The organism is Anoxynatronum buryatiense, from assembly GCF_900182905.1.
Lineage (GTDB): Bacteria > Bacillota > Clostridia > Peptostreptococcales > Tindalliaceae > Anoxynatronum > Anoxynatronum buryatiense.
Genome location: NZ_FXUF01000002.1, coordinates 244763 through 269681 on the forward strand (window position 1 = coordinate 244763; position 24919 = coordinate 269681).

A 24919-nucleotide genomic window follows, 5' to 3' on the forward strand; every position below is an offset into this window, starting at 1 on the left:
TCGCTGATCGGGTACTGTTTCATTGTACCGGAGGATCAGCAAGGGGTCAAGGAATTTCAAACATCAGCACAACAGAACTGTTACAATACATCCGGTTTTGAGGTGCTCAGGGGGTGTGTCATTGTGATATTGAACCCGGAACATGAACAGATCATAGAAAGTGGTGCTTCTTACCAGGAAATTATCCATTATTTGCTGACAATTTCTGAAAGTGTGCAGGGTTCTACCTATAATGGCGGCAAATGGCAGATCATCCTTCAAAATCATGAACATGTAAGCCTGGGTTCTCTGAAATTGCACAGGACAACGCTCGTTTTTCGTGGTGATCCAGATGCTGTAACCTTTCAGGTGCAGGCGTTTCGCATGCGGTTTCTTTCTGCAGGCGGATAAGCCGGGAATGTAGCCGGCGTTACAAACGGTTTTGTTACATAATTGTAAGATTACAGATTGTTTTTTTTTGATATAATGAGGCGTGTGCGACAAAAGTCGCAAAAAATACAGAAAAGGAGATGACACGATGAACAAAAAAGTATGGTTATCCGCATTACTGGTTCTGATGCTCGTATTCTCTTCGTTTGCTGTCTATGCAGATGAAAACATGACAGAGGAAGAGGTTGTAGGAGAAGAAGAACTCGAAGAGGTTGAAGCTGTTGAAGAAGAAGCTGTAGAAACAGAAGAAGAAGCTGAAGAAGCTGAAGAAGAGGCAGTAGAAGAAGTTGAAGCTGAAGTGGTGCCTATTTCTGTTCAAGAAGGAACAGTGATTGTACTGACACTGGGAAGCAAAACAGCAATGGTAAATGGCGAAGCCAAAGACCTTGATGTTGCTCCTTATGTCGATGAAAACAACAGAACGCTTGTTCCGGTGAGCTTTGTCAGTCGTGAACTGGGTGCTAAAGTTGACTGGAATGCTGATGAAAAAGCAGTTACTTACACAAAAGGCGATACTGTCATTGTGCTGCACATTGATGTTGCTCACGCAATGGTGAATGGTGTTGAAGTTGAGTTGGATACAGCTCCCGTAATTGCTGAAGGACGCACCATGGTTCCCGTCAGCTTTATCAGCCGTACCCTTGGCTATGATGTTGTTTGGGATGGCGAAGCTAAAACAGTGACTGTTACCGAAGGTGTTGTTGTAACAGAACCCGTTGAAGAAGAAGTTGAAGCTGAAGAAGAAGTAGAAGAAGTTGAAGAAGTTGAAGAAGTAGAAGAAGCTGAAGAAGCTGAAGAAGCTGAAGAAGCTGAAGAAGCTGAAGAAGAAGTAGAAGAGGAAGAGGAAGTATAAGCCTCATTCCAATGATAGGAATAAGAAAAGCCGGTGCCAGAAATGGTGCCGGCTTTTGATTGGGTATTACTGTGGAAACCATTTGATGGGACCATTGAATTTTTAAGAGGTTATGTTAAGATAATAAAAACGACCCAGCGTTCACCACACAGGAGGCTTTACCGATGAAAAGAAGCTGGATAATTGCCATGCCTGACACACAAACAGTCAAACTGATTCTCCTTTTTTCATTGTCGCTGTTGTTTAAAATGATGATTCTCCACCAGCAAATGCACATTGAACTCCACTACTGGCTGGTGGCGTTCATGAATCTGGCGAGCATTTTTTTCGTTTATTTGCTGATGACATTTTTACTGAAACCTGAAAAGCGTCTTGTCGGCTATCTCTGGATCCATGGCATACTGACAGTGTTGATTTTCATCAATACCGTCTATTACAGTCATTTTTACACATTGGTGCCGGCACACAGTGTTTTTCAAATTGGGCAGCTGGGGGGCGTGACAGAAAGTATTGCTGCGCTGATCAAACCCATCTACTTCTTATATTTCATCGACACGGTGGTGCTGGCTGTCCTTTGCCGACGAAAGCAGTTGAAAGTGAGCCAAAGAGAAAAACGATACAATTCGTTTTATGTACTGCTCCTGCTGCCACTGGTTTTAGGCATGGGCATTACTTTTTTTGCGCTTGAAGAGCGTACGGAAGGCCACCTGACACCTTTGAACCTGGGTATGCTGAACTATCATCTGGTGGATGTGATTCAGCTGTTCAAGCCGGCAACGGTTGACCCCGAACTGGCTGAAGAAGCTGTTTCAGCAATTGTTCAGGAAGCAGATGAGCGTCAATTCAAAGGGTTACTGGAGGGAAGAAATTTGTTCGTCATTCAGGCAGAGTCGTTGCAGACGTTTGTCATGGAACATCCTCTGGCAGGGCAGGAAATTACACCAGTGTTGAATCAGCTTGTACAGGAAGACAGCATCTATTTCTCGCGATTCTATGAACAGGCAGGGTGGGGCAACACATCAGATGCCGAATTTGTGAGCCATAACAGTTTTTACCCCTCAACGAAAACTTTCAGTTACCGGGCCTATGAGAACAATGCTTTCTATTCACTGCCACTTCACTTAAAAAAGCAGGGTTACACCACCATGGTCTTTCATGGGAACGACCCGTCCTTCTGGAACCGTGAAAACGCTTATTCAGGTCAGGGAATTGACCATTTTTATGCCAGCGAAGACTTTGAGATGAACGATCTGATTGGTATGGGACTCAGTGACAGGGAGTTGTTTCAACAATCCATCACTGCCATCAGGCAGATACCAGAACCTTTCTACGCCTTTTACATTACACTGACTTCACATCATCCTTTTGTGATGCCTGATGAACTGCAAAAGCTGGAAATGAATGCTGATTATAAAGACACTGTTTTGGGACACTATTTGCAGTCTGTCCACTATTTGGATGAGGAAATCGGACGTTTTATCCAGCGTTTAAAATCAGAAGGACTCTATGATAATGCTGCCATTATCATCTATGGTGACCATCAGGGTCTTGACATGCGCAATGAAGAAGCCAACGATTTGGTGAGCCGGTTTATTCGACGACCCTATGAAGAAGATGAAATGTTCCGGGTACCCCTGATCATTCACATTCCTGGCAGCGGTCTGGCGGAGACCGTCGAGACAGCCGGAGGACAGATTGACTTTTTTCCCACTATTGCCAATCTGGCAGGTGCACCTTTGCATCCCAATCGTGTGATGGGAAAGGACCTGCTGAATATCAGTGAAGGTTTTGTGGCAAAACAGGTTCACGTGGCTGCTGGCTCATTCATTGACAATGAAAAAGTGTTTATTATGTCACCTGACGGGCTTTATGATAACAGTCGTGCCTGGAAGCTTGGCACCGGAGAACCAGTGTCGCTGGAAAAGTGCCGTGAAAACTATGAACGTGCGCTGGCGGAAATCACTCTCTCAGAGTACATCCTTCAAAATGATTTGATTCCACGGGTACAGGAGGCCGGGCTGGAAGGCATCCTGGATGAAATTCGCCAGGCATTGCAGCTGGAAGAAATGCCTGATGAGTAAATGGAAAAAGACGCTAATGCCGGGTTAAACAAAGGGCGTCCCTTGACTTAACCTGCGAAGAGCAGTATAATTAAAAGGCACAAATGAAAACGGGGAGCTGAGACAGACTCGGCTGAGAGGGAACTATTCTGTTCCGACCCGCAACCTGATCTGGATAATGCCAGCGGAGGGATCAATAAAATCATTGAAACCCTGTAACCGCTGTGGCTACGGGTTTTTTTATGTTGTGGACCGGATCAGGCCTCAAAAAACATCAACAGGAGGACGGTCAAATGAAGCATCAGTACAACCGTATACAGAGCAAAGAAAGAAACGGTATCAGTTTCCCCGGATGGATCACGGCATTGCTCATCGCAGGCCTTATGGTGACAGGAGCCATTACCGGGTGTCAGTCGCCGCCGGCCTCCGACAGCGGGGTGCCCGGTGAGCCGCTGCAGGCTGTTACGCTGGTGCTGGACTGGGTGCCCAACACCAATCACACTGGTTTTTACAGCGCCGCAGCCATGGGGTATTTTGCAGAAGAGGGTCTGGAGGTGGAGATCATTCAGCCCACTCATGGGGGCAGTGCTGATTTAATCGCAGCCGGCCAGGGTGAGTTTGGCATCAGCTATCAGGAACAGGTGACTTATGCCCGCACCGCTGCTGATCCATTGCCCATCAAGGCCATTGCCGCCATTATCCAGCATAACACCTCCGGATTTGCTTCGCCGGCATCTAAAGGCATCGAACATCCTGGAGATTTTGAAGGAAAGACTTACGGAGGTTGGGGTTCGCCGGTGGAAGAAGCGATGCTGCAAGCGCTGATGACAAGTGATGGCGGTGATTTTTCTCAGGTGGAGATGATGAGCATCGGAACGGCTGATTTTTTTGATGCCGTTGAAAACCACGTTGATTTCACCTGGATTTACTATGGGTGGGATGGGATTGCCGCTGAACTGCGGGATTACGATATCAATTTCATTCTTCTGCAGGATTATGTGCCGGCGCTGAATTTCTATACACCAGCATTAATTACCAGCGAAAAGCTCATCGATGAAGAGCCTGAGCTGGTACAAGCTTTTGTCAGGGCGTCTGCCAGAGGATATCAATTTGCAATGCAACAACCGGAAGAAGCCGCCGCACATTTGCTGGCAGCAGTCCCTGAGCTGGATGAAGCGATGGTGGTGGCCAGCCAGCAGTACCTTGCGCAGCAGTATCAGGCAGATGCCCCCCGCTGGGGAGAAATGAAGCTATCGGTCTGGGAAGATTATGCCCACTGGATGTTTCAGCAGGGATTACTGGAAAATCAGCTGGATGCATCTGCAGCCTTCACCAACGCCTATCTTCCTGAAGCGGGTGATATCAAATGACCTTTTTTAACAGTGTTGCCAACGAATATGACCAGTGGTACACAACACCCATGGGCAGTCTGGTGGACCGGGTTGAAACTGATCTGGCCATGAAGCTGTTTCCCCTTCAGCCAGGGATGCAGGTGCTGGATGCCGGGTGTGGCACCGGAAACTTCAGCCTGAAACTGGCTCAACAGGGAGTGGCGGTTACGGGAATAGATGTGTCCACCGAAATGCTTGCTTTTGCCCGGGAAAAAGCCAAGGTCGCCGATTTTGAGATTCCATTTGTTGAAATGGACATGTACCAACTTGATTATTCGGATCAGACCTTCGATGGCGTCTTCTCCATGGCGGCTTTTGAATTCATTCGCGAACCTGAAAGAGCACTGAAAGAATTATTTCGGGTATTGAAGCCCGGCGGTTTTTTGCTGGTGGGCACCATTAACCGGGAGAGTGCCTGGGGAGAATTATATACTTCTCCTGACTTTCAAAAAAACACCGTTTTTAAGCATGCTTCGTTTAAGTCATTGGATGACATGAAGGCATGGGAGCCAAACCAACTGGTGAAGACCGGGAGCTGTCTGTTTCTTCCGCCGGATACACCAGACGATCAGTGGACTCTGGAACAGGAAGACCAATTCAGGCAACACAACCGAGGAGGATTTATATGTGCGCTCTGGCAAAAACGGTGACAGGCACCTGCCAGTTGGCCTTTTTGCCACTGGAGACAACCAGTTCTGACGCCGCTGTTGAGCAGGTGCTTCAAATTATTGAATCCAGCGGTCTTGAAGCAGAAGTGGGGCCGGTATCCACCCTGATCAGGGGTGATGCGGAATCGTTGTGTGCATTAATCCAACACATTTATAAAACTATGGACGATTCCCAGGTGCGGTTCTCCATGAATCTGATGATTTCCAATAAATGCGGCTGTCGCCGCTAAAGACAGACCGGGACTTTGCCATTACATGGACAGGGTTCCGGTTTTGTGGTATAAGAAAGAAGAGAATCGACTGCACAGGCAGTGAATATACATTTGGGGTGGAAACACAATGGAATCGGCTCATCAGCATTTTTTATGGCGGGAAACCAGCGGTGTCACCTATGGATATTTTCCGGCATTTGAAGCAACAGGAATAGTGAATCACGGATTTAGCACACGTCTGGGCGGCGTCAGCACCGGCTCTTATGAAACCATGAATCTTGCGTATAACAGTGGTGATCATCCCGGCCATGTCACAGAAAACTACAGGCGATTTACCGGTGCATTGGGTGTTGACTGGCAGTTGGCTGTTTTGACCCACCAAACACATGAGACGTGCATTCGTCAGGTCACCAGACAAGATGCAGGTAAAGGGCTGGCCCAAAAAAGAGATTACAGTCATGTGGATGCACTGATCACCAATGAACCGGGAATTCCGTTAATGACTTTTCATGCCGACTGTGTCCCCCTGTACATTTTGGATCCGGTGAATAAAGCCATTGGGCTGGGGCACGCAGGATGGCGGGGAACTGTCAGCCAACTGGCGGTGAAGCTGGTTCAGGAAATGACAGCAGCTTATGGATCAAAGCCCAGGAACCTGCTGGCTGCCATTGGGCCCGCCATCGATGCATGCTGCTATCTCATTCGCGAAGACGTTTACAGCAGTTTCAGAGAAAAACTTCCATTAGCAGACACTTCTATCAGCCCTGTCAATGACCAACAGTGGCGTCTGTCACTCCCTGAAATCAATCGGCAGCTATTCATGCAGGCCGGAATAATGAACAACAGAATCATTCAATCGCAAGTTTGCACCTGCTGTCATGCATCTATTCTCTTTTCCCACAGGGCCCATGGGCAGCAGCGGGGAACAATGGCGGCACTCATGCAGCTTAATGGCAAATAGAGATGGGAGGTGTATCATGCTCAATGAAGCAGAGCAGTCTCAAAAAGTCTTTCAGGTACTTGATCAGCTTGGAATTTCATACACCCTCCACCGACACCCGGCAGTCTATACCGTTGAAGAAGCCATGAAGCATGATGCGGGAATCGAAGGGTTGCATTGCAAGAACCTGTTTCTGAGGGATCACAAAGGGAGAAACCATGTACTGGTGGTAACGGAAAACCTAAAAGCCATTCAGGTGAAAGAGGTGGGACGAAAGTTGGGATTGGGGAATCTCAGCTTTGCCTCGCCAGAGCGCTTAATGAAGTATTTGGGGTTGGAACCAGGTTCAGTGAGTCCCTTTGGACTCATTAATGATGAAAATAATCAGGTCTTACTGATTCTGGATGAGACGCTTCGACAGACAGAACTGATTAATTTTCACCCCAATGTGAATACCATGACAGTCACCCTGCGCTATGATGACTTTGAAGTTTTTGTGCAATCCACAGGTAATCCCTCTCAAGTGATGGCACTTTAAAGAAAAAAAGGCTGCAGAAAAAGTAGTGCGCCTTTGCAACTGACATCAATTAATATTGATGATATTGAAAGTGAGTCGTTGTAGCTATTGAGGATTTTGAGATTAAAGGTATAATAGAAGACAGAAGCACTAATCTGTCAATAATGGGGCGAGCATATGACGAAGATATCTATGGAAGAAATCGTTGAACGGGTTCGAGACATACCTGCTTTTCCGCATACCATTACTCGAATTATTCAGTTGGCAGAATCGCCGGAATCGACGGTTCACGATATTGAAAATGAAGTTATTCGGGATCAGAGCCTGACAGCGACGGTACTGCGCTTTGCAAACTCAACCCATTATGGCTACTCACGAACCATATCAACCATCTCTCAGGCGACGGTTGTCTTGGGTTTTCAAGCCATCAAGAGTATTGCCATGGCGGCCTCTGTAAGCCAGTTAATGGCCCGTGAGCTGCCAGGCTATGCCCTTGAAAAAGAAGCGCTTTGGCGGCAGTCACAGACCTGTGCCATTGCCGCCAGGCTCATTGCCAAAAAAGTGAAATATGCCAGACCAGATGAAGCATACGTGGCAGGATTGTTGCGGGATATTGGAAAGGTGATTCTGGACACTTATCTAAAAGATCAGGTTGAATTGATTCAGCAAAAGGTTGAAAATGACCAGATCACGTTTATGGAAGCAGAAGAAGCGGTGCTGGGATTTCATCATGGCCAGGTGGGGGCCAGTATCGCAGAAAAATGGCATTTACCCGGAGACCTGGCAGAGTCCATTGCCCTTCACCATGAACCTGGGAAAGCGGTTATTAATCCCCGTCTGGTGGCCATCATCCATCTGGCTGATGCACTGGTGATGATGCTGGGCGTACAGATGGGTGCTGATGGACTGGCCTATCATTTTTCGCAGGAAGCCATGACCTTGCTGAGCGTGGATGAAAACGACCTTCAACAGCTGATGTCTGAACTGATTGATCTGCTGGAAGATGAGGATGCTTTTAAAAAATGAATATTAATGCTGCCAAACGATCCGGGGACTCCCATGAGAATGATTCCCGGATTGTTTTTTTGTCATTGGGGTATTTATTATGTCATAGATGATTTCGATGTTCAGGAGGGGCGACAATGAACAGTTCAAATGCCGTGAATAAAAAATACTTCCGCTACATGAATGTGTTCATCGCGGTTATGATGCTTATGATCTTGGGGATACACCAGCCCGATGCGGCAGATACATGGCGGGAAATCATGAAGAAACCTGATGGGTTGCAGGGGTACTATTATGCGACACCGTATGCTTTCAGCAATGGTCACTACGGGATTATGCGTGTCTGGAATCAGGGATATGCACAACGGGTTGAGCTTGACAACTTCGGTACAGGGGATATGACCATTCTACTCACAAGACAACAGGATGGTGCTTATTACCAGATTGATCCCCAGCGAAATGAAGCCATTGGTTTCCGCTATCGGGAAGAAGAAATTCCTCCGGGAGTGTTGGACGAAAGCCGTTATGCTGTCTCGGGCGACCGATATGATCCGGTTTTTCTCAGTCGCATTCAAAATGTGGAACAACTGGATTACCTTAAGCAGGAAGCTTTGTATTTCGAAGTGCGCTCACCTCATCGTAATGGCGAAGAGATCTACCGCGCCTGGATTTCAGTGGAATATGGCCTGCCTCTAAAGGAAGAAATGGTGATGGCTGACGGCCGGGTTCACCAGCGGGTGTATACAGATATTAAAGAGGGACCCTTTCCGCCGGAACTTTTTATACTGCCGGAAGATGTGGAAATCCTGTCATGGACCTGGTTTAATTGATGTCATGTAAAGCGAGGGCTGCAAGATGAAAAAAACGGCACGCATGCGACTGACGCTATGGATACTTGTTATTGTTTTTGCAATGGGTGTGGCTGTTTGGGAGTTGTGGCTGAAGCCAGATACAACCCCTGAAACTCCGGAGCCGCCCCCGGTGGAAGAACCGACGGTGCCAGATTTACCGGAGCCTCCTGAACCGGAAACAGAACCGGAAGAACCGATGGAACCTGCCGCCATACTGATGCCTGAGTTTGCTGCGAACCAGGTATCTTCTGGAAGTGCACTGGGGCGGCTGGAAATCCCGGCGATTAATTTCAATATGGCAGTGATTGCTGATGCAACACCAGCGAATTTGAACCGGGCACCGGCATTGATGAAAAGTACCCATATGCCAGGTGCGCCCGGCAATGCAGTGATTTCAGGCCATCGCATGTATGAATTTGGCAGCCACCTCAACCGTTTGGATGAACTGGATATTGATGACTGGATCTATTTTTCCAATGAAACTACTGCCTATCACTTCCAGGTGGAGCAAATAACAGTGGTTGACCCGGCAGAAATCTGGATCACGCTGGGTGATCAGCGGGAAACCAGGCTGACACTGTTTGCCTGCACACCCATCAGAATTGCAACTCACAGATTGGTGGTTTTTGCCGTGCTAAAGGATGAAATACCCCTTTAATCAGTGCGTTGTCCATCTGGGTGGGGCTGTGATAGAATGAACATGAATGGATGACGGATCAGTCAAACAGGACATAAAGGAAGGACTCTCAGATGGAAACAGTGAAAGCACTGGTGGAACGCGTTACTTACCAGAATCCGGAAAATGGCTATTGTGTATTAAAAGTGAAGATGCCCGGTCATCGTGACCTGATCACCTTTGTGGGGACCATGGGCAGTGTCAGCGTGGGGGCTGTACTGGAAGCCCGTGGCGACTGGAAGACAGATACCCGTTTTGGCCGGCAATTTGAAGTGACAGAGTACCGGGAAAAAATTCCCGCAACCCTGCATGGCCTTGAGAAATATCTGGGAAGCGGTCTGATAAAAGGCGTGGGTCCGGTTAATGCAAAGCGTATCGTACAGTTCTTTCGGGAAGAAACCATGGATGTGCTGGAGAAAACACCCGAAAGACTTATTGAAATACCCGGAATAGGAAAAAAACGTGCCACCATCATTCGCGAAGCCTGGGATGAACAGAAAGAAGTGAAGAACGTGATGCTCTTTCTTCAGTCTCATGGTGTATCAACAGCCTATGCAGTTAAAATCTTTAAAATATACCGGGAAAAAAGCGTGGCGCTGGTTCAGGAAAATCCTTACCGGCTGGCAGAGGATATTTGGGGAATTGGATTCAAAACAGCCGATAAGATTGCTTCAAACCTGGGATTCACCCATGATCACCCTGCTCGCATTATGGCGGGAATTTTGTATGTCATCAATGAACTGTCAGGGGATGGCCATTGCTATGCCACACCGGATGAGTTGACACAGGCAGGCATAAAAATACTTGAAGTGTCATCCACTCAGATGGCAGATGGCATTCACCAACTCATAACCGAAAAAAAGCTGGTGGAAACGGATGGTGGAGAACTATATCTTCCGGTGTTTTATCACAGCGAAGAAGGTGTGGCAAGGCGCATCTCCAGGATGATTCAGAAGCCATCTCCCTTTCATCTGTCAGAGGAAGAAATCCTTCAGCGGTTACCCCGAAAAATGAACTATGATGTGATCCAGCAGCGGGCCGTGACCACTGCAATTCAATCCAAATGCATGGTGCTGACCGGTGGACCTGGCACAGGAAAAACCACCACCACCATGGCAATTTTGTCTGTTTTTGAATCCTTGGGTGCCCGCATTCAACTATGTGCACCCACCGGTAGAGCAGCAAAACGCCTGGCAGAAACCACCCGACGGGAAGCGAAAACCATTCATCGAATGCTTGAGTTTAAGCCGGGAGAAGGGTTCAAAAAGAATGAAGAGCATCCCTTGAACTGTGATGTGCTCATCATTGACGAGGCCTCCATGTTGGATATCATTCTGACGTATCATCTGGTCAAAGCCCTGAGGGAAGAGGCTGTGGTCATTTTTGTGGGAGATGTGGATCAACTGCCATCTGTGGGCCCGGGGAATGTGCTGAAAGATCTGATTTCCTCCCAATGCGTTTCCGTTGTCCAACTGGAACGGATCTTTCGACAGGCAAAAGGCAGTCTCATTGTGACCAATGCTCATCGTATTAACCAAGGTGAGTTTCCATATTTATCGGGGAAGGGTCGCCGTGACTTTTTCTTTCTGGAATCAGATGATCCCGAAAAAATTCCAGGACAAATTCTGGAGCTGTGCCAAAAACGACTGCCGGCTTACTACCAAATAGATCCTGTACAGGATATTCAGGTGCTTTGCCCCATGCAGCGCGGCAGCACAGGCACCCATCAGTTGAACCGCCTGATGCAGGAGACCCTGAATCCACAAACCAACACCATTCAGTTTGGTCAGACGGTCTACAGAATCCATGATAAGGTGATGCAAATCAGGAATAATTATGATAAAAATGTCTACAATGGCGATATTGGAAGAATCTCAGGCATTGACCAGACGAACCGGGTGGTGTACATTCACTTTGATGGCCAGACGGTGGAGTACCAACTGTCAGAAATGGATGAAGTGGTGCTGGCCTACGCCATGACAGTGCATAAAAGTCAGGGAAGTGAATACCCCATTGTCATTGCCCCGTTGACCACACAGCATTTTATGATGTTACAGCGAAACCTCCTCTATACCTGCGTGACCCGGGCGAAAAAGGTTTTTGTACTGATTGGAACCAAAAGAGCCATCGCCATGGCCATTAAAAATAACCGGGTGACGCAACGCAACACCCGGTTGGCTCAGCGGTTGCAATACTACTGTCAGCAAGCTGAATCAAGTTTTGAAACATCATCGATCGAATAATGACATGAGGTCAGTTCGGACAATGACAGACAGTGAAGAGACTTCTGAATAAGATATCAGGAGTCTTTTTGATGATTGTTGAAACATTTTCACAGACAAGATCGTCTATAAATAGTGGTGGTCTGAAAGAGATAGTGAGGTGCATGAGGTGCATGAGGTGCATATTGATTGAAGTTAATAATGGAGGCTTTTGAATGAAGAAGACAGTGGAACTGGAGAACGCCAGAAAAGTCTATCGTCTGGGAGATGAAAAAGTGGTTGCGGTGGATAATATTTCCCTGAGTATTGCAGAAGGAGAAATCTGCTGCCTCTTGGGAACCTCAGGTTCAGGGAAATCCACCCTGCTTAATCTAATGGCTGGCCTTGAAAAACCCAGCAAAGGAAAAATTATCATTAAGGGTAAACGAGTTGATAAAATGTCGGAGACACAACTGGCCCTCTTTAGGCAACGCAACATTGGTTTTGTATTTCAATCCTACAATTTGATGCCCATGCTGACGGCATTGGAAAATGTGAGTTTGCCGTTGACCTTTCGTGGCGTGCCGTTGAAAAAACGCAACCAATTGGCTGCGGAGATGTTGGAAAACGTGGGCTTGGGCAAGTATTTGAAGCACCGGCCCATGCAAATGAGCGGTGGCCAGCAGCAACGGGTGGGGATCGCCCGTGCTTTTGTGAGTAAACCGCCGGTGGTTTTTGCAGATGAGCCAACAGGAAACCTGGACTCTAAAACCAGTTTGGAGGTAATGGGCCTGATGCTGGAAATGGCCCGAGCCCACCAGCAAACGCTGGTCATTGTGACACATGATCCGGGTATTTCCAAATACGCAGATCGGGTATACACCATTTTGGATGGAAATATCGAAACAATCTTGGAAAATCATTGATTAGACCTGGGAGGGAATTGACAAATGCAGTATGGAAAGAAATGGTTTGCACTTATAATGGCAGTACTTCTGCTTCTAACACCGCTCACTGCATGGGCGACAGAAGATGGGGATGATAATGGAACTCCTAATCAACCAGAGAGAATTGTCTATTACCCCAATATCACCATGGGAACCCAGTCACGCACACCTACCTTTAAAGCCGGGCAGGACAGTCGTCTGCTCATTCCCCTGCACAATACCGGTCAGGGCGAGGCCCGGGATGTGGTGGTGACTTTGCAAATTGATGACCCTGCGAAATTTCCCTTTGTCATGGAAGGGTTGAATTTTCGCAAAGGTGTTTCCTCCATTCGGGGTAGAGGCAGAACAGAGGCCCTCTTTCCCCTCACAGCCAGAACCAATGCACCATCAGGCCTCTATACCATTCCTTTTCGGGTGGAATATGCCAATGATGATCTAAACAACCGCTATTCCTTTTCAGATGTGATGTATGTGCGCATTGAAAATGACCTCCAGTCTCCAACACTCATCATTCAGGAAATTCAGATGACAGGTGGACGGCTGGCTGCCGGTGGCAGTAACGTTGTCAATATTCATATTCGCAACATGGGAGACCTGCCGTTGGAAGAAATAGATCTGACACTCTCGGGCTTTGGAACAGGCGGAATCTACATGGATACCACCTATCCCACACGAAAGATTGATAAGTTGGCACCGGATGAAGTCAGGTCGGTTCCCTTTCCCTTGAGAGTGGAATCGGGTATTGAAGAGGGAACATATCCTTTGCAGCTCAATATGAAGTTCAAGGATGATTATGGAACAGCCTATGAATCAAAAGAAGAACTTTATCTGCCGGTTTCCGGCAGTGGATTTTCAGGCGGATTGATTGCCATTGAGAATCTACAGGTTCCTGCCAACAGTGTACAACCTTACACCGATTTTCCCGTATCCCTTCATGTTCGCAACACATCGGGTACGCGCATAGAAGAAATTCTGGTAAAAGCAGAAGGCGGCGAAGCGCTCCTTCCCAAAACTCCGGCAATGCAGCAAATTGCGTCCTTAGAAGCCGGCGAAGCAAAAGAAGTGACATTCACTTTTTTTGCAAAAGATGGCATTGAATCCAAAAACTACCCTCTGGAAATCCGGGTCGAGCCCGTCAGGAGCAGTGGAAATCAAAATGCGGTGATTCAGTATGCCGGCGTGATGGTGGGAGATACCGGCGGCAGTGGAGTTCCCAAAATTATTGTTGACCGATATGATTATCACACCGATTATGTACAGGCTGGCGATAGTTTTCCGCTGGATATCTCTTTCCTGAATACCCATGCAGCCCAGTCGGTGCGTAATATTCGAATCAGTTTCACCTCAGAAGGCGATGTTTTTTCGCCGGTGGGTAGTAGTAACACGATGTATATCAACCGTATTGCACCGGGAAGCCGCAGTCAGCAGCAAATCACACTCCGGCCCAAACCTGACGCATCTTACAAAGTCCATAATCTTTATGCTGATATTGAATATGAGGATGAAAATGGAACATCACATCAATCCAAAGAACTCATCGGTATTCCGGTGATTCAGGAGGCCAAGCTGGTTTTCGGAGAAGTGGAAACAGGGATGGAGGCTTTTGTAGGCAATCCCATTCCCGTCAGCCTTGAGTTCTATAACGGCGGCAGAGGGCTGGTCAGAAATCTGCTGGTCAGCATTGAAGGCGACTTTGATACTTCTGATGGATCACTATATATTGGTAATATGGAGGCAGGCAAAAGTAACTACTACGATGCCCAGCTGATTCCCCTGCAACCCGGAAAAATGGAAGGAAAAGTCATCTTTCGGTATGACGACGAAATTAACCAGTCACATGAAGTTGAAAAACCATTTTCGATTGAAGTGATGGAAATGATGGCGCCGCCTGATGATTTCTGGTTTGAAGAACCACAGCCTGATGGCGGAAACACCCTGGGAAAATGGCTGGCGGCAGCAATTGCTGTAATGGGAGTAGTAGGTGTGGTGATATATCGAAAACGGAAACGCAAAAAAGAGGAAGTGGAAGACGATGAATAATCGGGATCTGTTGCTCATGGGTCTGGGTAATTTATTCCGTCGGAAAACCAGAACTGTTTTGACGGTACTGGGAGTCGTGATTGGAACCTGCTCCATTGTGGTGATGCTTTCACTGGGGATTGCCATGGACCGGGGGTTTCAGGAGCAGCTTTCCTATATGGGCGATCTGACAATTATCGATGTCAACAACTATGGCTACTATGACGGCGGCATGGGGTCGGGCGGACAGCAAATCAAACTTGATGATCAATCGGTGATTCAGTTCCAAAAAATTCCGAGGGTTACGGCAGTTATGCCGGTGCGGAGCATTTATATGAAAATGGCTGCCGGCAGGTATGTGGGCTATGTGAATGTCATTGGTATTGATCCCGAAGTAATGGAACCATTTGGGTTTTCGGTGGAGGATGGACGCCTGCTTCAGGCTTCAGACCGTGATACGATTGTGTTTGGAAAAAGCGTTGCCTACGATTTCTATAATCCAAGAATGCAACGCAATTACTACTATGGGATGAACCGGGATAATCCACCGCCGGTTGACGTATTGTCTGCAAAAATGGTGATGACCACTGACATGCAGTATGGTGAAACCAGAAATCGGTGGCAGGATGATACCGACAGCACGCCACCGAAAGTGTATGATGTGCGAGGTGTGGGGATTCTGGAGGAGAGCAACAGTGAGAAAGACTATTCAGCCTATATGAATCGCAGTTCACTGGAAAAAATCATGGAAGAAGAGCGGCGGAACAATCGCAACGATCGCAGCCGTAACGATCAAAGCCAGTTTGAACGGGTGCGTGTTAAGGTGGATAACATCGAAGATGTGGAATCAGTTCAGTCTGCCATCCAGGCACTGGGGTATCAGACATTTAGTCTGACAGACATACTGAATTCCATGAAAGAAACCTCCCGCATGATCCAGGGGATTCTGGGAGGCATTGGAGCAGTCAGTCTGTTGGTTGCTGCGATTGGAATCACCAACACCATGGTCATGAGTATCTATGAACGCACCCGGGAAATCGGCGTGATGAAAGTTATTGGTGCACAACTGACAGATATTAAAAAATTGTTTTTGATCGAAGCGGGGTTGATTGGATTTAGTGGCGGCGTGGTGGGCGTTTGCTTCAGTTATCTGATCTCAGTAGGTCTCAATCACATTGGTGCTGGTTTTATGGGCCCGGGTAGTACCAGTGGCATGTCGGTGATTCCCTTGCAACTGGCCCTGATGGCGATAGCATTTTCAACATTAATAGGGATTGTTTCCGGATATTCTCCTGCCCGACGAGCGATGAAGCTTAGTGCTTTGGAGGCGATCCGAAATGATTGATGAAGCATCAAAATCAACCTGATGCTGGCGAAGCCCTTTCCAAAAAACTTCGAAAGTATGATCATAGCTGGAAAGATCGTGTTCAAAGGTGAACAGGCTATAGAGCATTCCCAGCAGCAGTACCAGATAACTGTTAATAAAAATGGGCAGACTCCCGGAAGGTTTTTGATAAGTGTGGGTATCCTGAAGATATCGATCAGCAAGGCACTTCATATTTCGATCATGTACTTTCCGGTGAGCCAGCTCAACCCGCTCCTTCAGAGGTCCTTCAGACAATAACAAACAACGTTTCCAAAAAAGAAGACGTGTGGGTTCGTGGAAGTAATGCAAATTAAAATGGTAAAACTGTTTGAGAGTCACTTCGAGTGACTCTTTTTCCAGTTTTTCAAGCTGTTTTTTTGTGGCACAACTGTAATGTTGAATATGCGTATTAATCACTTGAAAAAGCAAGTCTTCTTTGCTGTCAAAATGGGCGTAAATGGAGGCCTTTTTGATGGAAGCAGCTTCTGCGATGGTACTTAGCGATACACTATCCCCGTGTTTAGAGAACAACTCATATGTATGATGCAGCAAATCATCTCTTTTGCTCAAATCAAAGCACTCCTTTCGACGTCATACTCGAATGATACCCCAAAAATAACTAAAATGTCGCAACTCTGACGAAAGTTGTATTTTAACGTGTGAAGCAATGGATGGTGCTTGTTTTTCATCGAGAAGAATGGTTATAATTGGAAAGGAAATGAATCGAAAGGAAATGCACAAATAAGCCCATTTTTCTGGAAAGGTGTTTTGAAATGATCATTGCCGGTTTAAGCTGTTTGATACTGACACTTGTCACATGGGTGCGGGCCAATGGCCTAACGTTCTTCGGCTATGGATGGATCCTGGCGGGTCTGGGTTGCTTCAGTGTGGCGTTTGTCAGGTATTTGGGAGATGAATCGAAGAAGAAGTGCCAAAACACATATCCATGGCCATATAAAATTCGCAATTGGCTGGCGGGGATGTGTGTGTTGTTGATCAGTATATTTCTGGCAACACAGGGGCTTCTATTGGTGGTTTCAACATCAAAAGATGTGCCGGCCGACGTGATTGCACTGGTGCCTGGAGCCGGAATTGTAAGAAAGGAGCCTTCCTTTACATTGGCGGGGCGACTGGATACCGCGGCCTTGTTCCTGAAAGATCGTCCGAACAGTACGGTTGTTCTGACAGGCGGACACAGTGATGGTCAATTGGCATCGGAAGCGCAGGTAATGGCATGGTATTTGGAACGTCATGGAATTGAACCGGAACGGATGATTCTGGAAGAAAAAGCTTCCAACACGCTGGAAAATATTACTTATGCTGCTGAACTGATGAACATGCAGGAAAATCATTCTCTGAATGCAGTGCTCATTATTACCAGCGATTATCATTTATTACGAAGCTTGATGCTGGCAAGACGTTTTGGATTTCAAGCATACGGAATGGAAGCGCATTCACCAATTGGCCTTTATCGGAAATATGCCATCAGAGAATTTTTTGCCATTTTCAAATCCATGCTTTTTGACTGGCCAGTGAGTCAACAGAAAACGACAGGGTAATGGATGGTCCCTGTCGCTTCAGTGGTTGGTATCATGATCTGGCATATGGAACTACCAGTCATTTTTGGCTGATCCGGCACCGAAGAAGTTCATGGTACAAACACCCCGGTTAATGGCATATTGTTGAACAGCTGTTGATTGATTCATCTGCTTTCGTTGAAGATTGGGAGTGGTACATCCTTGAGAAGTACTATTTTGAGGGGTGCTGGGGTTCATTCTGGTCATTGGAATCCTCCTTTTAATAAAACAATTGAAAAAATGACGAATAGTTCAAATAAACAGACAATTAAGCGTGTATCACCTCCGCTTTTAGCATGACTTCTGCAAGATAAAAATGCAATTGTTGGAATAGGGATATATAAACAACAAAATCCGTCCTTAAAATAAAGGACGGATAACTATCCGCGGTACCACCTTTTTTGCCTGCAGAAGCAAGCCACTTACGGGAACAAACCCGGCGATATCGGCGCCACCGGTTCCAGCTAATTAATGTTCACTGGAACTGCTCAGGAGCGAGATCTGTCAGCCCGGGTATCGGTTCGCAGCACCACCGATTCTCTGTAACCCGTTTTGCATCAAGAAGTCTCCGTCATTGCGTTTCATAATATTAAAACAAATTATAGCAGGGTAAAATGATGGCGTCAAGAGGAATCGCCAAAAAAGATAAAATATTTTAAACATTAAAAATTAGTAATAAGTGCAACGCGAATCAATGCTGAAAGCGTGGGTTTCATTTGATCATCGGGCAGATCAGGAGTATAATGATAAAAATTGATTAAACCTAAGAATGAAAAATGAGTTAAAATGAGATGCATAATAGCTGGTCGAAAGGAAGCGACACTATGTCAACTGAATCATCAACATCTTCAACCACAAGTGCTGTCAGAGGTATCTATTATGCATTGGCTGCGTTTATGCTGTGGGGATTCCTGCCTCTCTACTGGAAAACACTGCAGTCTTTTTCAGCAGGTGTCATACTGGCAAATCGAATTATCTGGTCGGCTATTTTTGTGTTTTTTTTACTAAAAAAGAGGAATCAGATGGAAACCGTTAAATCAGTGATTCGGGATAAAAAGCAACTCTTTCGGGTTTTTCTTTCAGCAGTGGTCATTTCTGGCAATTGGTTTGTCTATATTTGGGCAGTTAATGCCAACCATGTGATTGAGGCAAGTATGGGATACTACATTAATCCGTTGATTGTCATTTTAATGGGTATGTTGATTCTTAAGGAGAAACTGAATCCGATGGAAGGCGCAGCAATTATACTGGCATTTGCAGGGGTTCTGTTTATCACATGGCAGTACGGGCAGGTTCCCTGGATTTCTCTCTTTTTGGCCACCAGTTTTTCACTATATGGACTCTGCAAGAAAATGGTACAGGTGGATTCACTGGTGGCCCTCGGGCTCGAAACACTTATTCTCGCTCCTGTTGCACTGATTTACCTGGCGGTCAATCTCAATACCTTTATGGCCACTCTTCAGACGGTTTCATGGGTGACAGTGGTATTGCTCATTTTGTCGGGTGTGTTGACAGCACTGCCCTTGCTCTGGTTTGCCCAGGCAGCCAAATTGATTACCATGTCAGTTCTTGGTTTTTCTCAGTATCTGTCGCCATCCATCTCATTGCTTTTAGGGATTTTTTTATTCCGGGAGCCGTTTTCAACCACTCATGCCATTAGTTTTGCACTGATTTGGTCTGGTTTGTTGATTTTCTCTTTGGCACAAACCAGAAAAAGGCGCCAACCCAAATAGCAACCGCCGGCACAATCTGTCTGATCAGGATACAAACATACAAGATCAATAAGGTTTTAAGCTGTACTGCAATCAACTTATCCGATTAAATCAACAAGGAGTGTTAACATGACAACCATATTTCTCATGCGCCACGGACAGACAGAATGGAATGTGGCAGAGCGTTTTCAGGGCAGTGGTGATTCTCCGCTGACAGACCTTGGAAAACATGAAGCATTGAAAGCCGGCGAGCGTCTTAAGGTGATGAAACTGGGGGCGATTTACGCCAGCCCCCGGCAAAGGGCCATGGAAACCGCAGGTTTAGTCGCTTCCTGGCATCAGCTGCCGGTGATCCCGCTGCCAGATGTGAGTGAAATAAGTCTGGGAAGCTGGGAAGGGAAACACTATGAAGAAATCAGAACGATTGATCCAAAAGGATATGAATCGTTTTTTCGACAACCGGAAGCCTTTCAGGGGACCGATGGGGGTGAAGACTTTGCTGCTGTAAAGGAGAGGGCAGTAAATGCGCTGGAATCATTGGCAAAAAAGCATACAAATACGAAAATACTGGTGGTCAGTCATGCCATTACCATTCGTGTTTTGCTCACCCATTATTTGAACTGCTCCATTAATCATTTGTGGGAAGTGGCAAAGATCAGGCAAACCAGCCTTTCCGAAATTCATTTTGACGCAGAAGGTGCACGGGTCGGATTATTGGGATGCACAGCGCATCTCGATGAATGATTATTTGCGACTGACTTGTTAGAATTGCTATTTTCCGGGTAATGGTACTGTAGTGGGAATCTACTTAATACGGAAAGGGTGATGTTGAATGGCAGTTGAGTTTAATGCAGGCAAACTACTTCAGGTACTGGTTCGGAATGAAGCAAAAGTGGCTGAGCTGTATACCAATCTGGCTGCTCAGATGGAAGTGGGAAAAGGAGCTAATCTGTTCCAGTTACTGGCAGAAGACGAAAAGCGGCACGAAAAAATCTACACAGAGTTATTAAACCGCCTGCCCGCTGCAGGAGTGGCTGAAGTGTCAGAAGAAGATCTGGCATATTTGGAATCCCTGATGGAAAATGATATGTTCGCAGATGTTGATGTGGCGATGGAAAAAATCAAGGGGAAATACACAAAGGATGAAGCTCTTGAAATAGCAGAAAAAGTGGAACGTGACGGTATTATGTATATTTACGAGTTGCAGACACTTTTCCCTGACCTGGCACCTGCTGAAATGAAAAAAATACTTAATGAAGAAAGACGCCATTTGCAGGCTGTTTTGAGCCGCGGAATGGTGGATTTGGTGAAATACCTGAGATATTAACCAACGATTTGAAGCACCTAAGCCTCCGCGCAGGAGGCTTTATTTATTGAGAAAGAAAGTGCCAGGTTAAAGACGCTGGAGATAAATCGTTTTATCAATGCAATAACACCGGGCTTCTAAGAAGACCCGGTGTTATTCAATAAAGAATGATAATGGAATCTGATTACTGACTTAAGCGACGGCGTCCTTCAATTTGTTTCTTCCAGGCGTGCATCACCAGTGAAACACCTATAACACCATAGGCGACAAAGACACGGAAGTATTCGCCCAGTTGTGCATCACCAAATATGTTTCGGCCTGCCAGAGGCGATACGATAAACAGGGTGTGAAAAAGGAAAGTGCCCAACAACGCATGACTGATTTTAGCGTTGGTAACAGAAGCACCCCCAATAAGAAGAGCAGCAACAGAGTAGAATCCAATTTGCTCATGACTGCCATAGGTACTGAATGTCCCCAAATTTTGAAGGAAAATCAGATGTCCCCAGGAAGCGAAAGTAGTGGACAAAATCATGGCAATAAGCCGGGTTTTATCCGAATGGATTCCCGAAACAGATGCGATGTGTTGATCTTGCCCTACAGTACGAAAATCTTGCCCCAACTTAGTGCGGGCAAACCAGGTGGTAAATACGCACATGAGACCAATCAAAATGGCCGTCAGCATGGGAACGGTGATCATGTTGATAATGGATGTGGTTCCGCGCACGTAAAAACTCCAGACAATCAGAGCAACTCCCGTTGCAGCTGAAAGCAGATACCGTGTTTTTCGGGGAGCCTGATCCATGGCGGGAATGCCCTTCATGTAACGATAGACGCCATGGGCAATGACGCCGGCCCCGAAGAGAATGGCGGCGATGGTGAAGGGGAGCTTCCAGACATCGTCAATGGCATAGCGCAGGCCACCAGCCAGGTCAACGGTGGTTCGCAGGCCGACTCCAGAACTGAGCACAAGAGTTTCATTGGAAAAGGGAATGACAGATCCCAGTAATATTAGGAAGATCAGCTGGTAGATCCCGTTGGAGAAAAAGCCCAGAATCAGTCCTGTAATCATTTCCTGTCCTTTGGTTCGATTAAATAGTTTGCCCGTCAGGTATCCCAGTAAAATTGCCAGAGGGGTTGTTAACAGGACAGAAACGACGATTCCCGGCATTCCAGGGATCCCCTAGTGTGTCACATAAATCACCGCCGCCTGGGCGCACATGGCACCTAAGACAATGGCAAAGTTCAAACCCATACCTGCCATAACAGGCAGCAACAGTGCCAGTACCAGAAAGCTGTTACGAACCATGCGTGTGATAATGTCATTGAGCAGGAAGCCAACAGTCAAACCTGAGTAATAGAAACCGATGGCACACAACACAATAAAGAAGACTGTCACCATGTTGCTGACCAGCATTTGTTTGGCTTGTTGAAACCAGCTTTCTTTTGGAGGGGTGATTTTCAAATTGTCTTCCATTATTCGCCACCTCCAATCTGAGTTAATGCATACAGGATGATGCCGTTACTGATAACGATGCGTGCAATTTCGGCCAGACTGCTCACATCTTCCAGGATTTTATTCGCCACAGGCAATGAGACAACCAATAATGACTGGAACAGGAAAGCGCCAATGATAACATTGGTGATCGTGGCTTTTTTGACAGTGGCACCGCCGATGAGAACGGCAGCAACAGCAGCAAAACTCATGAACATGGGAGCCTGGTAAAGCTGAATAAATCCGAAACTTTGGCTGTAAACCACGATGCCGACGGCACTGAGAGCTGTTGACAACATGGTTCCTATGACGCGCATCCGGTTTACACTTATGCCTGAAGCTGTGGCAAAGCGGGGATTATCACCGGCGGCAATCATAGCAATGCCGGTACGACTTCTCAGGAACAGCCACACCAGAAAACAAAAGACACCGAAAAATATCAGCAGGCCGCTGGGAACAGTGACACCCATCAGGTTAAAGGACCCCCAATGATTTAAGATCCGTTCGTAGCGTCCCTGCAGTGTAATGGTGGTTCGCAGGCCGCTTCCAATTGGCCAACGCATTTCTTCACTGGTGAAAGGCAGTACCAGCCAGCCAATGCTCATTAGGGAAACGATGGAGAAGCCCACATAAGTGGCAATGGTCATTTCAGAACCCTTGACCCGGTTTAACAGCAAGCCATAAAGATAACCGGCTGCCAGAGACAGTGGGATGCTGATCAACACTGCAACAAAAAAGGCGGTAAAACCATAAAGATTGAACTGGATGGCCAGAAGACCGCCAATGAGTCCGCAGACGATGCCAATGGGAATCCCAAAATTCAGACCGATACCTGCAAGTATGCCTGGAACCATTGATAAAACTAGAATACCATTCATTCCTGTTCTTACAAGGGCATCAGAAATCAAATCAGTAATGGGAATATTCAGCATGATGGCCAGGACGCATAGAAATAACAGAAAAGCAACAATGATAATACGGGGAAGGCCAAACTGCTTGACTTTAGCTTTAATTTGGTCCATCTGCAATCACCTCCCGGCCTTTGGTTTTGTGATATTCGCCTGCCATCATCAGACCAAAATCCACATCACTGTCATCAGGTGCCAGAATTCCTTCCAATCTGCCTTCGTTAACAATAGCGATGCGATGGGAAATCATACGTAACTCGGCCAGTTCACTGGAGGTCATGATGATGGTCATGCCATATTCTTTGTTCAGTTGAACCAGCGTATCCAGTACCAGCTTCTTAGCACCCACATCGATGCCCCGGGTAGGCTCGGAAACAAACAGTACTTTTGGGTTTAGTGTCAAGGCGCGGGCAATACACACTTTTTGCTGATTACCACCACTGAGGCGACGGGTAATTTGTTCGGGACCAGTGCAACGAATGTCCAGTTCCTGGATCATTTTGAGGGCATGTTCCCGGATGCGATCTGTTTCTTTTTGTGAGAGGGGACCGTACTGTTTCACAAACTGCCGCTGGATCTGCATGGCAGTAATGGCAATATTCATTTCGATGGAAGTATCCAGCAGAAGACCAATCCCGCGGCGATCCTCAGAGACAAAGGCGAGACCACGACGCAACGAAGCAAAGGGATCATTCAGCTTCACCGGTGTACCGTCCAGTTGCACATTGCCTTCAGCTTTATGTAGTCCCATGATACCGTTTGCAAGACCGATTTTTCCCTGTCCTGCAAGTCCGCCGATGCCAAGAATCTCACCGTCATATATATCCAGATCGATTCCTTTAACTACTTCTCCAGGCATATCCACATAAAGATCTTTAATGGACATCAGCACCTTGCGGTCATCATTTGTTTCAAAATCTCTGGAAGACAGATCAATTTCACGACCCACCATCAGATTAGCCATCTCAAAAACATCAGTATCTTCGATATTTTTGGTGATGACATGCTGACCATCACGCAAAATAGTGATGCGGTCAGCAACTTGCTTGACTTCATCCAGTCGATGGGTGATGAAAAGGATGGCAATTCCTTCTGATGCGATTTTTCTCATGGAAGCCAGCAGTTTCTGGGCTTCATTTTCAGTTAAAACAGCGGTTGGTTCATCAAAAACCAATACTTTCAGATTTTCTTTATCCAGTTCCCGGGCGATTTCAACAAACTGCATAAAACCTACGGGAAGTCCTGCAACCCGAACCCACTCTTCGACATTCATGCCCAGCTTATCAAGGGCAGCGCGTGCATCTTTATTCATGGTTTCCATGTCAAGAGTTTCCAGTTTTTTTCCGGCAATACGGCTGAGAAAGCTGGGATTGGTGATTTCTCTGTTTAACTTGATATTCTCGGTGATGGTGTAACCGGGAATAAGCATGAATTCCTGATGTACCATACCAATGCCATGGTGCATGGCTTCCACCGGCGATTTGATCTCAACAGGCTTGCCATTAATGAGCACCTGTCCTTCGAATCCTCCGGTGTTGTGGATCACTGACATTCCAAACAGGATATTCATCAGCGTTGATTTACCGGCACCATTTTCACCGAGAACGGCATGAATCTCACCCGGCTTCAGCTGCAGATTTACGCCACCCAGCACGCGGGTGCCATAGTAGACTTTGCCAATGTCTTGCATCTGCAGAACGAATTGTTCGGTGTGCTTGTCTGCGTTCAAGAGTGCTGTTCCCTCCTTCATTAAGAGTGTTATTTGACACAACAGTGTGCAAGGCTGGGC

Annotated in this window: 25 protein-coding genes, 1 riboswitch and 1 other annotated feature; of the genes, 19 read left to right on the forward strand and 6 right to left on the reverse strand. The window is 46.6% G+C overall.

Annotated features, from left to right (window positions below; genetic code table 11):
- Positions 1 to 123: 123 nt before the first annotated feature.
- The 15 genes from QOL74_RS03845 to QOL74_RS03915 all read left to right on the forward strand — a co-directional run bounded on the left by QOL74_RS03845 (position 124) and on the right by QOL74_RS03915 (position 16114).
- Complete coding sequence (locus QOL74_RS03845; protein ID WP_283408119.1) at positions 124 to 390, forward strand: MoaD-like domain-containing protein; 267 nt, start codon at positions 124 to 126, stop codon at positions 388 to 390.
- A 127-nt stretch (positions 391 to 517) separates the two neighbouring features.
- Positions 518 to 1282, forward strand: a complete 765-nt coding sequence (locus QOL74_RS03850) for a copper amine oxidase N-terminal domain-containing protein (protein WP_283408120.1) — start codon at positions 518 to 520, stop codon at positions 1280 to 1282.
- Positions 1283 to 1446: 164 nt separating this feature from the next.
- The gene (locus QOL74_RS03855; RefSeq protein WP_283408121.1) at positions 1447 to 3363 is read left to right on the forward strand and encodes an LTA synthase family protein; all 1917 of its coding nucleotides are present in this window, start codon (positions 1447 to 1449) and stop codon (positions 3361 to 3363) included.
- A gap of 80 nt (positions 3364 to 3443) precedes the next feature.
- Positions 3444 to 3552, forward strand: a riboswitch (TPP riboswitch).
- Positions 3553 to 3635: 83 nt separating this feature from the next.
- Entirely contained in the window at positions 3636 to 4712 is a 1077-nt protein-coding gene (locus QOL74_RS03860) for an ABC transporter substrate-binding protein (RefSeq protein WP_283408122.1), read from the forward strand.
- Positions 4709 to 5383, forward strand: a complete 675-nt coding sequence (locus QOL74_RS03865) for a class I SAM-dependent methyltransferase (RefSeq protein ID WP_283408123.1) — start codon at positions 4709 to 4711, stop codon at positions 5381 to 5383. The genes QOL74_RS03860 and QOL74_RS03865 overlap by 4 nt, the downstream gene beginning before the upstream one ends.
- Complete coding sequence (locus QOL74_RS03870; protein ID WP_283408124.1) at positions 5359 to 5631, forward strand: YkoF family thiamine/hydroxymethylpyrimidine-binding protein; 273 nt, start codon at positions 5359 to 5361, stop codon at positions 5629 to 5631. The genes QOL74_RS03865 and QOL74_RS03870 overlap by 25 nt, the downstream gene beginning before the upstream one ends.
- A 109-nt stretch (positions 5632 to 5740) precedes the next feature.
- Positions 5741 to 6574 carry a peptidoglycan editing factor PgeF gene (gene pgeF / locus QOL74_RS03875; protein ID WP_283408125.1) on the forward strand — a complete coding sequence of 278 codons (834 nt, stop codon included), beginning with the start codon at positions 5741 to 5743 and terminating at the stop codon, positions 6572 to 6574.
- Positions 6575 to 6590: 16 nt separating this feature from the next.
- A complete protein-coding gene (locus QOL74_RS03880; protein ID WP_283408126.1) occupies positions 6591 to 7091 on the forward strand; it encodes a prolyl-tRNA synthetase associated domain-containing protein in 501 nt (166 codons plus the stop codon).
- A 156-nt stretch (positions 7092 to 7247) separates the two neighbouring features.
- A complete protein-coding gene (locus QOL74_RS03885; protein WP_283408127.1) occupies positions 7248 to 8096 on the forward strand; it encodes an HDOD domain-containing protein in 849 nt (282 codons plus the stop codon).
- A 116-nt stretch (positions 8097 to 8212) separates the two neighbouring features.
- Positions 8213 to 8905, forward strand: coding sequence for a hypothetical protein (locus QOL74_RS03890; protein ID WP_283408128.1), 693 nt, complete (start codon positions 8213 to 8215; stop codon positions 8903 to 8905).
- Positions 8906 to 8930: 25 nt separating this feature from the next.
- Positions 8931 to 9584 (forward strand): sortase, encoded by a 654-nt coding sequence (locus tag QOL74_RS03895; RefSeq protein WP_283408129.1) that lies wholly within the window; start codon positions 8931 to 8933, stop codon positions 9582 to 9584.
- A gap of 92 nt (positions 9585 to 9676) precedes the next feature.
- A complete protein-coding gene (gene recD2, locus QOL74_RS03900; protein ID WP_283408130.1) occupies positions 9677 to 11845 on the forward strand; it encodes an SF1B family DNA helicase RecD2 in 2169 nt (722 codons plus the stop codon).
- Between the two features lie 194 nt (positions 11846 to 12039).
- On the forward strand, positions 12040 to 12729 hold the full coding sequence (locus QOL74_RS03905; RefSeq protein WP_283408131.1) for an ABC transporter ATP-binding protein: 690 nt from the start codon (positions 12040 to 12042) through the stop codon (positions 12727 to 12729).
- A gap of 24 nt (positions 12730 to 12753) precedes the next feature.
- Positions 12754 to 14790, forward strand: a complete 2037-nt coding sequence (locus tag QOL74_RS03910; RefSeq protein ID WP_283408132.1) for a COG1361 S-layer family protein — start codon at positions 12754 to 12756, stop codon at positions 14788 to 14790.
- Positions 14783 to 16114 (forward strand): ABC transporter permease, encoded by a 1332-nt coding sequence (locus QOL74_RS03915; protein ID WP_283408133.1) that lies wholly within the window; start codon positions 14783 to 14785, stop codon positions 16112 to 16114. Before QOL74_RS03910 ends, QOL74_RS03915 begins: the two co-directional genes overlap by 8 nt.
- On the opposite strand, the gene QOL74_RS03920 is transcribed toward QOL74_RS03915, so the two are convergent.
- Positions 16034 to 16705 carry a TetR/AcrR family transcriptional regulator gene (locus tag QOL74_RS03920; RefSeq protein ID WP_283408134.1) on the reverse strand — a complete coding sequence of 224 codons (672 nt, stop codon included), beginning with the start codon at positions 16703 to 16705 and terminating at the stop codon, positions 16034 to 16036. The genes QOL74_RS03915 and QOL74_RS03920 overlap by 81 nt on opposite strands.
- 203 nt (positions 16706 to 16908) lie before the next feature.
- Between QOL74_RS03920 and QOL74_RS03925 the strand changes: the two genes are divergently transcribed.
- Positions 16909 to 17694, forward strand: coding sequence for a YdcF family protein (locus QOL74_RS03925; RefSeq protein ID WP_283408135.1), 786 nt, complete (start codon positions 16909 to 16911; stop codon positions 17692 to 17694).
- Positions 17695 to 17745: 51 nt separating this feature from the next.
- Here the strand turns inward: QOL74_RS03925 and QOL74_RS03930 are convergent, their stop codons facing one another.
- Positions 17746 to 17919: a hypothetical protein gene (locus tag QOL74_RS03930; protein WP_283408136.1), complete on the reverse strand. Its 174-nt coding sequence runs from the start codon at positions 17917 to 17919 to the stop codon at positions 17746 to 17748.
- A gap of 158 nt (positions 17920 to 18077) precedes the next feature.
- Positions 18078 to 18296 (reverse strand) — a binding site (T-box leader).
- Positions 18297 to 18536: 240 nt separating this feature from the next.
- Between QOL74_RS03930 and rarD the strand changes: the two genes are divergently transcribed.
- The 3 genes from rarD (at position 18537) to QOL74_RS03945 (ending at position 20751) form a co-directional block, all read left to right on the forward strand.
- The gene (rarD, locus tag QOL74_RS03935; RefSeq protein ID WP_283408137.1) at positions 18537 to 19445 is read left to right on the forward strand and encodes an EamA family transporter RarD; all 909 of its coding nucleotides are present in this window, start codon (positions 18537 to 18539) and stop codon (positions 19443 to 19445) included.
- Positions 19446 to 19553: 108 nt separating this feature from the next.
- Positions 19554 to 20168, forward strand: a complete 615-nt coding sequence (locus QOL74_RS03940; RefSeq protein WP_283408138.1) for a histidine phosphatase family protein — start codon at positions 19554 to 19556, stop codon at positions 20166 to 20168.
- Positions 20169 to 20256: 88 nt separating this feature from the next.
- Complete coding sequence (locus QOL74_RS03945; protein WP_283408139.1) at positions 20257 to 20751, forward strand: ferritin family protein; 495 nt, start codon at positions 20257 to 20259, stop codon at positions 20749 to 20751.
- Positions 20752 to 20914: 163 nt separating this feature from the next.
- Here QOL74_RS03945 and QOL74_RS03950 read toward each other — a convergent pair whose 3' ends face one another.
- The 4 genes from QOL74_RS03950 to QOL74_RS03965 are packed head-to-tail and all read right to left on the reverse strand — an operon-like array spanning position 20915 to position 24859.
- The gene (locus tag QOL74_RS03950) at positions 20915 to 21898 is read right to left on the reverse strand and encodes an ABC transporter permease subunit (protein ID WP_283408140.1); all 984 of its coding nucleotides are present in this window, start codon (positions 21896 to 21898) and stop codon (positions 20915 to 20917) included.
- A gap of 12 nt (positions 21899 to 21910) precedes the next feature.
- Positions 21911 to 22204, reverse strand: a complete 294-nt coding sequence (locus QOL74_RS03955; protein WP_283408141.1) for a hypothetical protein — start codon at positions 22202 to 22204, stop codon at positions 21911 to 21913.
- The gene (locus tag QOL74_RS03960) at positions 22204 to 23244 is read right to left on the reverse strand and encodes an ABC transporter permease subunit (RefSeq protein WP_283408142.1); all 1041 of its coding nucleotides are present in this window, start codon (positions 23242 to 23244) and stop codon (positions 22204 to 22206) included. Before QOL74_RS03960 ends, QOL74_RS03955 begins: the two co-directional genes overlap by 1 nt.
- Complete coding sequence (locus QOL74_RS03965; RefSeq protein WP_346771711.1) at positions 23231 to 24859, reverse strand: sugar ABC transporter ATP-binding protein; 1629 nt, start codon at positions 24857 to 24859, stop codon at positions 23231 to 23233. Before QOL74_RS03965 ends, QOL74_RS03960 begins: the two co-directional genes overlap by 14 nt.
- Positions 24860 to 24919 lie beyond the last annotated feature (60 nt).

Coding starts and splice junctions, on each gene's coding strand:
- recD2 (WP_283408130.1), top strand. CDS start 9,677: ATGGAAACAGTGAAAGCACTGGTGGAACGCGTTACTTACCAGAATCCG.
- pgeF (WP_283408125.1), top strand. CDS start 5,741: ATGGAATCGGCTCATCAGCATTTTTTATGGCGGGAAACCAGCGGTGTC.
- QOL74_RS03890 (WP_283408128.1), top strand. CDS start 8,213: ATGAACAGTTCAAATGCCGTGAATAAAAAATACTTCCGCTACATGAAT.
- QOL74_RS03925 (WP_283408135.1), top strand. CDS start 16,909: ATGATCATTGCCGGTTTAAGCTGTTTGATACTGACACTTGTCACATGG.
- QOL74_RS03910 (WP_283408132.1), top strand. CDS start 12,754: ATGCAGTATGGAAAGAAATGGTTTGCACTTATAATGGCAGTACTTCTG.
- QOL74_RS03915 (WP_283408133.1), top strand. CDS start 14,783: ATGAATAATCGGGATCTGTTGCTCATGGGTCTGGGTAATTTATTCCGT.
- QOL74_RS03940 (WP_283408138.1), top strand. CDS start 19,554: ATGACAACCATATTTCTCATGCGCCACGGACAGACAGAATGGAATGTG.
- QOL74_RS03895 (WP_283408129.1), top strand. CDS start 8,931: ATGAAAAAAACGGCACGCATGCGACTGACGCTATGGATACTTGTTATT.
- QOL74_RS03870 (WP_283408124.1), top strand. CDS start 5,359: ATGTGCGCTCTGGCAAAAACGGTGACAGGCACCTGCCAGTTGGCCTTT.
- QOL74_RS03960 (WP_283408142.1), bottom strand. CDS start 23,244: ATGGACCAAATTAAAGCTAAAGTCAAGCAGTTTGGCCTTCCCCGTATT.
- QOL74_RS03930 (WP_283408136.1), bottom strand. CDS start 17,919: ATGACCAGAATGAACCCCAGCACCCCTCAAAATAGTACTTCTCAAGGA.
- QOL74_RS03885 (WP_283408127.1), top strand. CDS start 7,248: ATGACGAAGATATCTATGGAAGAAATCGTTGAACGGGTTCGAGACATA.
- QOL74_RS03850 (WP_283408120.1), top strand. CDS start 518: ATGAACAAAAAAGTATGGTTATCCGCATTACTGGTTCTGATGCTCGTA.
- rarD (WP_283408137.1), top strand. CDS start 18,537: ATGTCAACTGAATCATCAACATCTTCAACCACAAGTGCTGTCAGAGGT.
- QOL74_RS03860 (WP_283408122.1), top strand. CDS start 3,636: ATGAAGCATCAGTACAACCGTATACAGAGCAAAGAAAGAAACGGTATC.
- QOL74_RS03880 (WP_283408126.1), top strand. CDS start 6,591: ATGCTCAATGAAGCAGAGCAGTCTCAAAAAGTCTTTCAGGTACTTGAT.
- QOL74_RS03905 (WP_283408131.1), top strand. CDS start 12,040: ATGAAGAAGACAGTGGAACTGGAGAACGCCAGAAAAGTCTATCGTCTG.
- QOL74_RS03955 (WP_283408141.1), bottom strand. CDS start 22,204: ATGGAAGACAATTTGAAAATCACCCCTCCAAAAGAAAGCTGGTTTCAA.
- QOL74_RS03865 (WP_283408123.1), top strand. CDS start 4,709: ATGACCTTTTTTAACAGTGTTGCCAACGAATATGACCAGTGGTACACA.
- QOL74_RS03945 (WP_283408139.1), top strand. CDS start 20,257: ATGGCAGTTGAGTTTAATGCAGGCAAACTACTTCAGGTACTGGTTCGG.
- QOL74_RS03855 (WP_283408121.1), top strand. CDS start 1,447: ATGAAAAGAAGCTGGATAATTGCCATGCCTGACACACAAACAGTCAAA.
- QOL74_RS03950 (WP_283408140.1), bottom strand. CDS start 21,898: ATGCCGGGAATCGTCGTTTCTGTCCTGTTAACAACCCCTCTGGCAATT.